The organism is Moorena sp. SIO4E2 (genome assembly GCF_010671945.1).
In the GTDB taxonomy this organism is placed as follows: Bacteria; Cyanobacteriota; Cyanobacteriia; order Cyanobacteriales; family Coleofasciculaceae; genus Moorena; species Moorena producens.
On record NZ_JAAHIE010000202.1, the window covers coordinates 1 to 11957 of the forward strand.

The 11957-nt window shown below is 42.8% G+C and carries 13 protein-coding genes; 9 read left to right on the forward strand and 4 right to left on the reverse strand.

Annotated elements, in window-relative coordinates; all coding sequences use genetic code 11:
• The first annotated feature begins 204 nt into the window (after positions 1-204).
• From F6K37_RS20065 to F6K37_RS20085, 5 genes are all read left to right on the forward strand, one after another.
• The gene (locus F6K37_RS20065) at positions 205-561 is read left to right on the forward strand and encodes a hypothetical protein (RefSeq protein ID WP_287251713.1); all 357 of its coding nucleotides are present in this window, start codon (positions 205-207) and stop codon (positions 559-561) included.
• Positions 561-1970: a hypothetical protein gene (locus F6K37_RS20070; RefSeq protein ID WP_287251714.1), complete on the forward strand. Its 1410-nt coding sequence runs from the start codon at positions 561-563 to the stop codon at positions 1968-1970. Before F6K37_RS20065 ends, F6K37_RS20070 begins: the two co-directional genes overlap by 1 nt.
• A gap of 391 nt (positions 1971-2361) precedes the next feature.
• Positions 2362-3228: a DNA alkylation repair protein gene (locus F6K37_RS20075; RefSeq protein ID WP_287251715.1), complete on the forward strand. Its 867-nt coding sequence runs from the start codon at positions 2362-2364 to the stop codon at positions 3226-3228.
• Between the two features lie 58 nt (positions 3229-3286).
• On the forward strand, positions 3287-3430 hold the full coding sequence (locus F6K37_RS20080) for a hypothetical protein (RefSeq protein WP_008187296.1): 144 nt from the start codon (positions 3287-3289) through the stop codon (positions 3428-3430).
• A 379-nt stretch (positions 3431-3809) separates the two neighbouring features.
• Positions 3810-4793, forward strand: a complete 984-nt coding sequence (locus tag F6K37_RS20085; RefSeq protein ID WP_287251716.1) for a sulfite exporter TauE/SafE family protein — start codon at positions 3810-3812, stop codon at positions 4791-4793.
• A gap of 43 nt (positions 4794-4836) precedes the next feature.
• Here the strand turns inward: F6K37_RS20085 and F6K37_RS20090 are convergent, their stop codons facing one another.
• On the reverse strand, positions 4837-5412 hold the full coding sequence (locus tag F6K37_RS20090; RefSeq protein WP_287251717.1) for a Uma2 family endonuclease: 576 nt from the start codon (positions 5410-5412) through the stop codon (positions 4837-4839).
• Between the two features lie 437 nt (positions 5413-5849).
• Here F6K37_RS20090 and F6K37_RS20095 point away from each other — a divergent pair, with 437 nt between their 5' ends.
• The gene (locus F6K37_RS20095) at positions 5850-8045 is read left to right on the forward strand and encodes a lytic transglycosylase domain-containing protein (protein WP_287251719.1); all 2196 of its coding nucleotides are present in this window, start codon (positions 5850-5852) and stop codon (positions 8043-8045) included.
• A 305-nt stretch (positions 8046-8350) separates the two neighbouring features.
• On the opposite strand, the gene F6K37_RS20100 is transcribed toward F6K37_RS20095, so the two are convergent.
• From F6K37_RS20100 to F6K37_RS20110, 3 genes are all read right to left on the reverse strand, one after another.
• Complete coding sequence (locus F6K37_RS20100) at positions 8351-8986, reverse strand: hypothetical protein (RefSeq protein ID WP_008187290.1); 636 nt, start codon at positions 8984-8986, stop codon at positions 8351-8353.
• A 217-nt stretch (positions 8987-9203) separates the two neighbouring features.
• Entirely contained in the window at positions 9204-9422 is a 219-nt protein-coding gene (locus F6K37_RS20105; protein ID WP_287251720.1) for a hypothetical protein, read from the reverse strand.
• 10 nt (positions 9423-9432) lie between these two features.
• Complete coding sequence (locus F6K37_RS20110; protein WP_287251722.1) at positions 9433-10464, reverse strand: bifunctional heptose 7-phosphate kinase/heptose 1-phosphate adenyltransferase; 1032 nt, start codon at positions 10462-10464, stop codon at positions 9433-9435.
• 609 nt (positions 10465-11073) lie between these two features.
• Here F6K37_RS20110 and F6K37_RS20115 point away from each other — a divergent pair.
• The 3 genes from F6K37_RS20115 to F6K37_RS20125 are packed head-to-tail and all read left to right on the forward strand — an operon-like array spanning position 11074 to position 11830.
• On the forward strand, positions 11074-11373 hold the full coding sequence (locus F6K37_RS20115; RefSeq protein WP_287251723.1) for a hypothetical protein: 300 nt from the start codon (positions 11074-11076) through the stop codon (positions 11371-11373).
• On the forward strand, positions 11364-11636 hold the full coding sequence (locus tag F6K37_RS20120) for a PEP-CTERM sorting domain-containing protein (RefSeq protein WP_287251724.1): 273 nt from the start codon (positions 11364-11366) through the stop codon (positions 11634-11636). The genes F6K37_RS20115 and F6K37_RS20120 overlap by 10 nt, the downstream gene beginning before the upstream one ends.
• Positions 11637-11683: 47 nt before the next feature.
• The gene (locus F6K37_RS20125; RefSeq protein ID WP_154659863.1) at positions 11684-11830 is read left to right on the forward strand and encodes a hypothetical protein; all 147 of its coding nucleotides are present in this window, start codon (positions 11684-11686) and stop codon (positions 11828-11830) included.
• Positions 11831-11957: the final 127 nt, after the last annotated feature.

Sequence of the window (11957 nt, forward strand, 5' to 3'; positions counted from 1 at the left end):
AGTTGCGCTTGGTTAAGGGCAACTCTGGCTGCGGGATAGCAGCAAAGAAGAATTAGAGGAGTACATTGATAATTTGCCTGCGACTTTTGTTCAGAAATACGTAAGTAAGGCTATGCTTCACAATTTTGATAACAGCGATAAACCCTTTAATTCACCATTTTATTGGGCTGCATTCTGTGGGATTGGTCAATAGGAGTTAAGACTATGAAAGCTGAAAATTATCTATTTTTATCTGCTTTTAAACAACTACTGGATACCAAAACTGAGTTGTTTAAAGACTCAGAACGAACGGACCTAGAAGAATTAATTACTTCATTACCAAGTGATACGGAACAGCTAGCCAATGGGATTTCTCGGTGGTGTGCTTCTCACTCAGACATTAATAATGCTTTGATAGCTCTACTTGCTAGTAAAACAATTGATAAGAAGGGAATTGGAGGCACTTTCCCCACTGATGAAACTAAAGCCGAAGAGGAAAAAAACTTAAAGGAAACTCTGATTAATGCCCTCCGCAAGAGTTCTACTGAAGAAACCGAAAAACCCAAAAATCCCAAAGGCTGATGACTGACACCGCCTTGCCAATCAAAAACCCCAGCGTCACCCTTTATGCCTTCCATCTCTGGCAAGACCTCAGCCAAGAACTGGGACAGTTGCGACAGGATGCGGATCAGTTGTGGCAACACTGTGCTAACCTCAGCGAACCCCTAGCTATCCCAGACCTGAAATCTTTACCGGAAAAATTACAATCCCCTCCAAGCCAAACAGGGATCACAAGCGATCACGTAGACTTACTCCCAGGGAATGGTCGCTTAACCTATACGCCACCATTGCAAATAGAAGGCTCTGCCCTAACAGTAGAGGTCTATCCCCGACAAATTCATGACACCTATGCCCTTGACCTAACCCTCTATTACCAGAATGTCACCGTTGCAGCCAGTCAATTTAGTCGGTTAAATCCCCAAGGGTGCCTCCTATCCAGCACTATTCAAGCTTCTTTGGGACAAACCTTAGTGCTCTATGGCGAACCAGTGGGCAGTCCCGATGAAGATAGAAAGTTAGCCGATGCCTGTGTGGATGCTTTTTTCCAGGGAACCGACCAAAAACCTGAATTTAGCGCATTTGGGCAGTTATTTGGTAGCCCAATTTTTGCCTATGACAACGGTAAGGAGAAACCAACGGAGCAATGTCACCTTCTGGTCTGCTTAAACCGTCACCCAGAAACCTTAAAGCTGGTTGAAAAGACGTCTTTGTCATTTTTCAATCTATTGTGCTGTCGCAGTAAAATCCTGTTTGCTTATCATGAATCTCGTTGGTGTTATCGCGAAACTAGAGAGCTATATGGGCAACTAGAACAAGACGTTCAACGCTTCAAGGAATTGCCAACAGAGCGAGAAACACGGCTAGAGCAACTGAAGCAAAAACTGACCGAGATGCCATCCAAGACCTTTGACTATGCTGGTTATCTGCGAGACATGGAGGATCACAACACTGCGATCGCTACCAATGCCGCCAACTATGACTACTGGCTAGAAAAAATCCGCGAATATAGTCTCAAAGACGATAATATCGAGTTTTTGGAATACTTCCTCAACCAAAGAACCAAGCTGTTTCAAAATCAGATTCAAGTCAACCTCAATTATCTCAAACCGGGTCAGCAATTATTTGACCAGATGCTTGGTAGTATCCGAGGCATTGTGGAGACTGAACAAGCACAACAAGAGAAACGATTAGAACGTTGGATTGCCTCGGTGGGTATTGGTTTAGCGGTCAGTGGTATTTCTTCCCAAGCTGCTGGTAAACCGGTAGAGTCTATTATCGCCCAACTAGACCCTAAACAATCCTTAGATTGCCCCACCGCTGGTTTTACACCTTGCTTGACTTACAGTGTCGTGTTTGTGCTATTTCATGTGGTAGTTGGTGTGATCGCTGGGTTAATTGTGTATCGCATTATTCATCGGGTATCAAAATGATAAGGTTGTAGGGTGGGCAAAGACCGTTTATTTATTTTGATAATTCTAGATAATAGCACTTTGCCCACCCTACTTTCTATTCTAAGCATTCAGCGGTCAGCCGTCAGCTTGTCGGGTGGGCAAAAACCGTTTGGTTCTTTTGATAATTCTAGATAATAGCACTTTGCCCACCCTACTTTATAGCGTTTATCGCAGTTATGAGGTACACTCCTCAACCTCAAAGTCCCCCTTATTAAGGGGGATTTAGGGGGATCAATTTGTACCTTATTGGATATAGGAAGGTTGTAGGGTGGGCAAAGACAGTTTATTTTTTTTTGATAATTCTAGATAATAGCACTTTGCCCACCCTACTTTATTGTGATGCAAGATATTAAAAAAGCAACTGTTTATTATGCACACAGTTGAACTTGAAAGGCTAAAAGCGAGAAAAGGAGCAAGGAAGCGTTCTGAAATTCCTAATGAAGTTTTATCGGCACTCAATCAAGGAAAAATTGAGACCGTCAATCTCGTCGAATGGTTAGCCATTGATATGCCTTTTCTGCTTCGGACTAGTCTTACAGAAATAGGTTGGGAAGAACAAATTGATCACTTGTATGATCAGAGCTTGAAACTTCAAGACCAAGGCATTACCAAGCGACTAAAAGGCATTGGCACAATACTCTTTCAGGCTCTAGAAGAAGAAGAAAACCGAACAGAAATTTTTGAAAGGTTGGCTAGTCATACTTCTGACATGGTTAGAGCTTGGGCTGCTTTTAGTATAGCCGCTGACGAGACTTTATCCTTACCCGAGAGGTTAGAAATAATGCGTAGGTTCGCCACTGATGGTAGTTTCTCTGTCAGAGAATGCGCTTGGGATGCCCTTCGCTCTTATCTTGTGGATGATTTAGCTTATAGCTTCGAGTTACTAACAGAGTGGGTGAAAGATGAAGACCCCAATATTCGACGCTGTGCGGTAGAAGCTACTCGTCCTCGTGGCGTTTGGTGTAAACATATTCCGACTTTGAAGAAAAACCCCGATCCAGGTTTGACCATATTAGAATTTGTTCGTTCAGACCCCAGTAATTATGTGCAGCGTTCGGTTGGTAACTGGTTGAATGATGCCAGCAAATCTACTCCAGATTGGGTAATCAATACCTGTTTGCGGTGGCGAAAAGAATCTCCAACCAAGGAAACAAGTTGGATTATTAAACACGCTCTTAGGACTCTCAAAAAGCATAATACTTTATCCCAGAAGCTTCAATTAATAGCAATTAATTAGTCAAATGTGAACCTAATTAGCCAGTTGTAAACCCCTTATTATTAAGTAGGAATAGGTCATGGATTTATTGCTAAAATACATTTATACTTCAGAAGTATTAGACATATTTAACTCTCGTTTGAATCAGATTATTCAAGAGTCATTACAAGAAGAGCTACCAGAACTTGAAACTGACTTAATTGCAAATATTGCTGAACAATAGTCTACACTAATTATCAAGACATTAACTGAATCAATAAATAAAAAATATTTTGTCCCAAAGAGTGGGATGGTAATTGTGATATCATTGATTAAAGGATATTTAAAATCGACGTTTAAAATCAATTTTTTTATGTCTGTAAATAAGGCTTTGTTGGCAACGTTTTTCCTAACTATTAGGTGCCCTTTACCCATTAATAATTAAATTCGCCATGGCTCGCAGCTGAGGTACACAGGATTTTTTCCCTGCTCCCTCTTCCCCTCCTGGGAGGCCTTAGGGGTGGGTTTCTTATCTGTCTTCCCTGTTCCCTAAAACCAAATAATTTGTACCTCACCCAATTTAAAACTGCTAGATCGATAATAAAATAATCACAATTTTATTTATGAAAAATCTAAATTTTAAATCCCATCAAATAGCTCCAATGGCAGCAATTTTTACTGTCTGGCTAACCTATATGGTACATACCAATCAATGGGATTTATTTATCCAAAATTGGTTCATGTCCGTGACCATGATGTTTGCCTCTTTTATCGCTGGTGCTACAGCGGAGGGAGGTGGGGCTGTTGCTTTCCCCATTATGACCCTAATTTTTCAGATTGAACCAGAAGTAGCGCGTAATTTCAGTTTGGCGATTCAAAGTATTGGCATGACCTCAGCCACCTATCTGATTTTGACGAGAAAAATACCCATTCAAAAAAACTATTTATTATTATGTAGTTGGGGAGGAGTTGGCGGAGTTATTTTAGGAAGTTACTATATTGCTCCTCTGATTTCCCCTCCCTATGCCAAAATGTTCTTTGTTTCTCTATGGTTAAGTTTTGGCATAGCTCTTTTTTATTTAAATATGAACAGATCTCGCTCAGTTGTCGAGAAACTTCCACCTCTTTCATCAGGAGAAAGAAAACTTTTTATTTTTTTGGGCTTCCTAGGGGGAATAGTAGTTTCAATTGTGGGAAGTGGAATTGACATTTTAACTTTTTCAGTGGTGACAATTCGATATCGCCTGTCAGAAAAAGTTGCTACTCCTACAAGCGTCTGCCTCATGGCGGGAAATAGTATTGTAGGATTTGTTTGGCATCTTTTCTTTCTTCATGATTTTGGAATTCAAGAATTTCACTACTGGTTAGTTGGCATCCCTGTGGTTATTTTAGGTGCTCCCCTAGGAGCATATTTCATTAGCAATCGCTCTCGAAATTTTATTACTAATGTTCTCTATTTTATTTTGCTAGCTCAATTTATTGGATCCTTATTAGTTATCCAACCAACTGGTGGTTTGGCTTGGTTTACTCTGAGTATTTTGATTGGTGGATTAATAGTATTCCTTAGTTTAGCTGTATTGGCTAAAAAAAATAGTATTATAGAATGACAAAATAAACTATAATTAAATAGCATAGGGTAGTTTAGGATGGTTACAAAAACACAATCTGGAGCTGCAACTCAAAACCAGGAAGCAAATGCGATCGCAGTATATCTCCAGGAAACAGAGTCTCGACTAGGGTAAGCTTGGCATTTTTTCGTCGATAAACCTCAACTTTAGTAGTGCGCCAATCCACAATCCAGTATTCACGAACCCCGCGCACTGAATAGAGTTTCAGTTTGACTTCTCGGTCACGACGCTCGTTTTGACTTCCTGGTGATAAAGATTCTATGATCAGGTCTGGCGCTTCGGTTAAATGACCTGCTTGATCAAGCATCTCTGGCAAGCGATTCTTGTCGGAAACCCAGACAGCATCCGGTTCCACAGCATTTTCTTGGTCAAAAACAATACCTGGAACTAGAACAGCTTCACCATAACCCTTATCACTTAAAGACCAGGAATCAACGGCACTATATAGTCTTCCCACCACCTTGTTGTGATTCCAATGGGGGGATCTGGTCACAAGCAGGTCTCCATCAATAACTTCATATCTATGGCCGTCGTCTGTTAACAGATCTAGGTCTGCAGTGGTGAATCGAATCTGATTAATTGTGGTGGTGTCAGCCATGACTTCTTTTCAAGTTCAGTTTGACCCGGTAGGTAGAACAGGTATCTTGGTAAAACTGGCATCAGGCGTAGAACTGGCATCTTGCCAGTTTCCTGAAATAACAAAAATATAGGCAATCTTACCATAAATCGTCACAATTTAAAGGTAACCTAGTTCTAAGATATGGAATAGAGCGTGCTAAGGGTAAGAAAAATGTGCCTCATCAGGGTGATAAAAATATAGTTATCATAATAGTTATTATAATTATCTAGTTATTGCTGGCTTCGTGCTCTGTTAATTATGACCAAATCTGACCAACTTTGACTAAGTTCGGTTCCAGGTTCGTAGCCAAGAACTTTTTATAATGGTTCATAACTCAAGAGGGAAACCAGATTACCCTGGTTATGGGTCATATGCTGAGAGACTTTCAACTGCTGAACTTTGTTGGGTGAGGATTTATGTTAAAAGAGCGTAGACAGCAATTTCGGTTATTGGCTGGAGCCATAGTGTTATTGGTATCAGTGTGCCTGGGAGCAGTATTCTTAGGTGTCACCGTAGCAAATCAACTAGAGGAAAAGGAGGAAAACAAGACTGCTAGCCAAGGGTTAACGGAGTCAACAGGCAAATCCGCTGTAGCACGGCTGGTTTCTCTGCCACCCCAACAACGAGCAACTAACCTAGATGCCTTTGCCTCAGGTCCGAAGTCTCGGGAACAGTATCGCGCCCGTTATCTGTTGGCATCGGATTTAATTCAACAAAATCAGCCAGAACAAGCCCTAAAGCATCTCGAAGGGCTTGAGTCAGATTATCCGGTTTTAGCATCCCACGTTGCCCTCAAACGTGCTCAAGCTTACCAAGCCATGGGGGATAGGGAATCGGCTACAGGAGTTTGGCAAACTATCCTGAAAAAGTACCCCAACCAAGCAGTTGCAGCAGAAGCCCTTTATCATCTAGGCAAATCTAATCCCAAGTACTGGGACGATGCGATCGCAAAATATCCCAGCCATCCCCGTACTCTAGAAATTGTCCGACAGCGCCTCAAAAACAATCCCAACCAACTCCCATTACTATTAATCTTAGCCAAGCACACTCCTAAAGCCTTAGGAATGCAGGAGATCCGAGACCGGATCGTTGACAAGTACCCTGAGCAACTCACCCCCGAAGACTGGGAAATGATTGGCACTGGTTACTGGGAAACCTGGAAATATGGCAAAGCTGGTAAAGCCTACGCCCAAGCCCCCCGCACTCCCCGCAATCTCTACCGAGCAGGTCGAGGACTTCATTTAGATACCAAAGCCAGCAAAGGCAAAATCTTTTATGAACAGTTAATCAGCGCCTATCCCAATGCCAAAGAAACCGGATTAGCCTTAAGGCGTCTTGCCAGTATCTCTAAGCGAACAGAAGCCTTAGCTTATCTGGATCAAGTCATCCAGAATTATCCCGATGAAGCTCCTCAAGCCTTGCTCGACAAAGCCAAAATCCTAGAAAAGCTCAACAGCAAAGTGTCTGCTGGCCAAGCTCGTAAGTCGGTACTAACCCAATATGCTAGTTCTGATGCTGCGGCTAATTATCGTTGGCAAATGGCTCAAAAAAAAGCAGCAAAAGGCCAGCTACAAGAAGCATGGCAATGGGCGCAACCGATTACCACCAACAATCCTGATAGTGACATCGCTGCCCAAGCTGGCTTCTGGGTAGGTCGATGGGCAAGTCAGCTCGGGCGTCCTAATGATGCCAAAGCTGCCTTTGAACATGTACTAGCTCGTTATCCAGAATCCTACTATGCATGGCGGTCGGCCAACTATTTAGGCTGGAATGTAGGGGACTTCACCTCCGTGCGCTACTTAATGCCCAAAGTTGTCAGACCCCAAGCTAGACCCTTACTAAAAGACGGTTCTGGAACCCTAAAAGAACTGTACCAACTTGGTCAAGATCAGGATGCTTGGGCTCTGTGGCAAGTGGAATTAGGAAACCGCAAGGAACTCAGTGTCTCGGAGCAATTTACTGATGGTGTATTGCGCCTAGGGATTGGGGATAATCTCAAAGGCATTAACCAAGTCTGGAGCCTAAAACGACGAGAGACTCCCCAAGAAAAAGCCGAATGGGCAGCACTGCGTGACGAACCAAAATACTGGCATGCTCTATTTCCCTTCCCTTTCCAAAATTCAATTCTTAACTGGTCTGGTCAACGGCAGCTTAATCCCTTACTAGTAACTGCCTTAATTCGCCAAGAGTCTAGATTTGAACCAGAAATCCGTTCCGTTGCTGGTGCCATGGGTTTAATGCAAGTGATGCCAGGAACAGGTAGTTGGGTTGCCCAAAAAATCCAGTTGAAACAATACAATCTTAAAAATCCTGATGACAACATTAAATTGGGGACATGGTATCTCAGCTTTACCCACCAACAGAACAGTAACAACTCTTTATTAGCCGTTGCCAGTTACAATGCTGGTCCCGGTAATGTCTCCAAATGGGTGAATAGATACGGTTTTAGTGACCCCGACGCCTTTATTGAAAAAATCCCCTTTCGAGAAACCAAAGGTTACGTGAAAACAGTGTTTGGTAATTATTGGAATTATTTGCGACTCTATAATCCTGATATTTCCCGGATGGTAGAAGCTCACGCTGCTAATAAATCCGTAGCATCATCTAATTAATTCTAGGGAGTCGGGAGCGGTGCGACCCGTGGCGAATTTAATTCGACGACTGTAAGCGCACCGAGGGAGTCGGGAGTCGGGAGTGATTGTAAGCTATCAGCTAATGCGCTACGCGCACGCGATCGCGTTCAGCTATCAGCTTAAGCGCTACGCGCACGCGATCGCGTTCAGCCATTAGCCCTAGGCCAAGCTACACCGAACAGCTTTTGAATAAAATAAACTGACGGCTGACTACTGACGGCTGACCGCTGACAGCTAAATGTTTACATCCACAAAACCTGAAACTATGAATACTACTGAAACAATTAAACCCGTTTTGAACAGTTCTTTAATAATGAACTAGTCCCCAAAGCAGCTAATCCTAATAAACCTAAAATTGATGTGGTTTCAGGAACAGGGGCGGGCTGAAGATCAAGACCTTGGCTAGCTGGTTGAAATAGACTGGTTACGTCTATACCATTAGCATCAATTGCCGAGGTAACGGTAACTACTAAGTCAGGCAATCCATCATTCTTAAACCCAGGCAGTACTTGGTCAGTTGTCCCAACTATCTCTAGGATAGAGTCTGGAGAAACTCCAATTGAATCACTACGTTGAAAAAGTGCTGTAGATATCCCCAAGGGTGGGTTTTCTACTGGGCTGAATGTAAACTCTGAAAAGGCAGCTTGATCTGCATCTGTCCTAAATCCTTCTAGAGTAACAAGCTCAGTAGAATCTTGTTGTACAAGAATGTCTAATGATTGTAAATTAGCGGTGAGACCGCTAGTATCTAACACGAAAGAGAAATCAATGGTGTCATCAACATTGACTTGAAGGTCATTGATGGCATCCTTGTCTAATTGTGACCCAGTCGGACTGAATGATACGGAGGCTCCATAAGCTGGAGTAACTGCGATCGCTCCCAGGAGTACTAAAGAAGCACTAATGTCAGTTAATTTCATCAGGATTGACCTAAAAAACTACTATCAATAGTTAATCAAACATTCCTGGATTTGATTTTGAAGAGTCAGTAAAGTTAGCTAAAAGATTAAATGATGAAAGTAAAAACTAATGATGAAAGAAAAAACTTAAGCATTCAGCCGTCAGCTGTCAGCTGTCAGCCTAATGCTTAAAATAAACCTCAGGAGAATTTAAAGGTGCGCTTTCCGCATCTAATTATTAAATTCGCCACGGGTCGCACCTAATAGTTCGAGATGAATCAGAGTTGAAAGTCTGAGGAAAATCCCATCTAACCATATGCCCTACGCACAGGCTAAGCGAACAGTAGTTAGGGGTCAGCCGTTGGCCATAGGCCTTTGGCTGATAGCTGAGGGCTGATAGCTGAGGGCTGATAGCTGAGGGCTGACGGCTGAACGCGATCGCGTGCGCGTAGCGCATATGCTTACGTTTATGCTTCAACCTCCAACAATCCCTGTAAAGCCTCTTTCATCTCATCCTGACTAGTAGTTGCTGTACCAAACTGACGCACCACAATGCTAGCGGCTAAATTACCCAAAACCGCTGCTTCCCAGTAGGAAGCCCCCAGACACAAGCTCAAGGTCAGGGCTGCTACCACCGTATCCCCAGCACCAGTTACATCAAATACATCGGTGCGATTAAACGCTGGGATATGCTCAACCTTACCATCACGAGCAAACAAACTCATCCCCTGTTCACCACGAGTAATCAGAATTTCTTCCCCTTGAGTCAGTGCCAACAAATCTCTACCAGCTCTCAACAAATCCTCAAAACTCTTAATCCCATACCCCACTGCTCGCTCCGCTTCTGGCAGATTAGGAGTAAAAACTCTAGCGCCATGATAACGCTCCAGATTCTTCTGAGTATCTACAATGGTGCGGTCGTGAGACAAAACGGCTTCAATCACTGGTGGTGTAAATACACCATCTCCGTAATCAGAACAAACCACAGCATCCACCTGACCTAAATGCTGTTGTATTTGTGCTGCCAACTCTAACTGCTTATCCCGGTCTGGCAATTCATCCGACTTGCGGTCTATTCGCACAATCTGCTGAGTCACCGACTGACGGGCATGACCAGCAATCCGGCTTTTGGTCACAGTTGGTCGGTCTGGATCAATCACGATCGTACTCGTATCAATCCCCACCTCCTCAAACATCGTCCGCAGCACTTGCCCTTGAGGATCCTTACTCAAAAACCCAGCTACCTTTACCTCTGCTCCCAGCTTAGCGAGATTATAAACAGCATTTGCCCCACCACCAGGAGTTTGACGAGTGGTTTCATGACGTATTATTAATACTGGAGCCTCTCGTGAAATTCGTTCCACTTCACCTGTGAGAAACTCATCAAGAGTTAAATCACCAACCACTAGTACCTTGGATTGCTTAAAACTATCAATTAGCTCAAACAAACGGGGAGCTGAAGCAGCTAGTTGAGTTTTGAAAGACGCAAATTCAATCATATAGCAAAGGGAACAGGGAGTAGGGAGTAGGGAGTAGGGAGTAGGGATAATAAAATTTAATGTACCTGATAACTCTGATAAACGCTAGAGTTTAGTATTAATTAGTTTCTCCTTACTGTTACTTGAAATACCAGCGATCAGCGTGTCGCGTATCAGCTATCAGCTTTTACCGAAACTTTCAATTCTCATTAATCTCGAACTATTAAATGCTCTCGTTTTGCCATTGCGCATTGCGCATTGCCCACGCTAAGCAAATGGCTGAAGGCTGAAGGCTGAAGGCTGACGGCTGAAGGCTGACGGATTAGTTTACCAGAATGTGGTTGGGATTTATCAACAAGTTTCAAAATAACTACTTGGACATCAATTCTGTTAACTGTGTTAAGAAATTTAAAGTTTATCAACCCCTTTTTGTTCCCTATTCCCTATTCCCTACTCCCTACCCCTATTGCTATAGTCTCAACCGTTATCCACAATGGTATTTTATAATTTTTAATTAAATTTTCTGTAAAGCTTCTGTAATGTTGGTCAACTATAATGACCCTTGGTATAGACTTAATTAGATGAGTGAAAAATCAGTAATATCAACAAATAAGAGACAGGTTTAAATTAATGTTTAAGGGACAAAGGATCTGCCAAAAATTAGCAATAATCACTACTGGTGCGGCTTTAAGCCTAGCAGTGATTGAAATTAATCCTGCCCAAGCTATTACTATTACCTATGAGTTTGGAACAGAAGAATTTTCTGGTAAGTTCAGCTATGATGACGCCAATGAAACCCGGAGGAAATTTTTTGCTTCTATACCGGATTTTCCAGTGATCGAGATAAGTTATCCGGTAGATAAGATTGAGTTTTTTTCGACAATAGAACCTATACCAAGGCCGATTCTACTACAGAGCCTGTGTGGTTAATCTTCGAAGGAGCTGGAGCTGGCCAGCAATTACGTTGGAGTACAGAAGATTTTAGTTTTAGCCCTGCTACTGGTCCGGCTCCGAGTTTTCCAGAGTTTTTTACTGTGTTCGAGATAGATGGAGAATTTGTAGAGACAGCGAGTTTTGGGCTGGTTGAAGATGAACCAGCAAGTGTACCTGAACCTGGGACAGTTATAGGACTTAGTCTTTTAGGTTTAGGCTGGCTCTCAAAGAGAAAGATAGCATCTTCTCCAAGGGTATAAAAAAAACTGGCGTTGCTTAATAATGGAATGATTTTAAGAATAATGGAATGATTTTAAGAGTAGGTGCGCTTTCCAATGGGCGAGTAAATCGCCCTTGGGTCGCACCTGTGGAATGGGCATCTTGGTGGAACTGGCATCTTGCCAGTTTCATGCTTATTTTCGGGCGGGCAGGATGCCCACTCTACTCCTATTAATTATTTTCGGGCGGGCAGGATGCCCACTCTACTCCTATTAATTATTTTCGGGCGGGCAGGATGCCCACTCTACTCCTATTAATTATTTTCGGGCGGGCAGGATGCCCACTCTACTCCTATTAATTAT

Coding starts and splice junctions, on each gene's coding strand:
- F6K37_RS20095 (WP_287251719.1), top strand. CDS start 5,850: ATGTTAAAAGAGCGTAGACAGCAATTTCGGTTATTGGCTGGAGCCATA.
- F6K37_RS20080 (WP_008187296.1), top strand. CDS start 3,287: ATGGATTTATTGCTAAAATACATTTATACTTCAGAAGTATTAGACATA.
- F6K37_RS20085 (WP_287251716.1), top strand. CDS start 3,810: ATGAAAAATCTAAATTTTAAATCCCATCAAATAGCTCCAATGGCAGCA.
- F6K37_RS20100 (WP_008187290.1), bottom strand. CDS start 8,986: ATGAAATTAACTGACATTAGTGCTTCTTTAGTACTCCTGGGAGCGATC.
- F6K37_RS20065 (WP_287251713.1), top strand. CDS start 205: ATGAAAGCTGAAAATTATCTATTTTTATCTGCTTTTAAACAACTACTG.
- F6K37_RS20125 (WP_154659863.1), top strand. CDS start 11,684: ATGATTTTAAGAGTAGGTGCGCTTTCCAATGGGCGAGTAAATCGCCCT.
- F6K37_RS20090 (WP_287251717.1), bottom strand. CDS start 5,412: ATGGCTGACACCACCACAATTAATCAGATTCGATTCACCACTGCAGAC.
- F6K37_RS20075 (WP_287251715.1), top strand. CDS start 2,362: ATGCACACAGTTGAACTTGAAAGGCTAAAAGCGAGAAAAGGAGCAAGG.
- F6K37_RS20105 (WP_287251720.1), bottom strand. CDS start 9,422: ATGCGCTACGCGCACGCGATCGCGTTCAGCCGTCAGCCCTCAGCTATC.
- F6K37_RS20115 (WP_287251723.1), top strand. CDS start 11,074: ATGTTTAAGGGACAAAGGATCTGCCAAAAATTAGCAATAATCACTACT.
- F6K37_RS20110 (WP_287251722.1), bottom strand. CDS start 10,464: ATGATTGAATTTGCGTCTTTCAAAACTCAACTAGCTGCTTCAGCTCCC.
- F6K37_RS20070 (WP_287251714.1), top strand. CDS start 561: ATGACTGACACCGCCTTGCCAATCAAAAACCCCAGCGTCACCCTTTAT.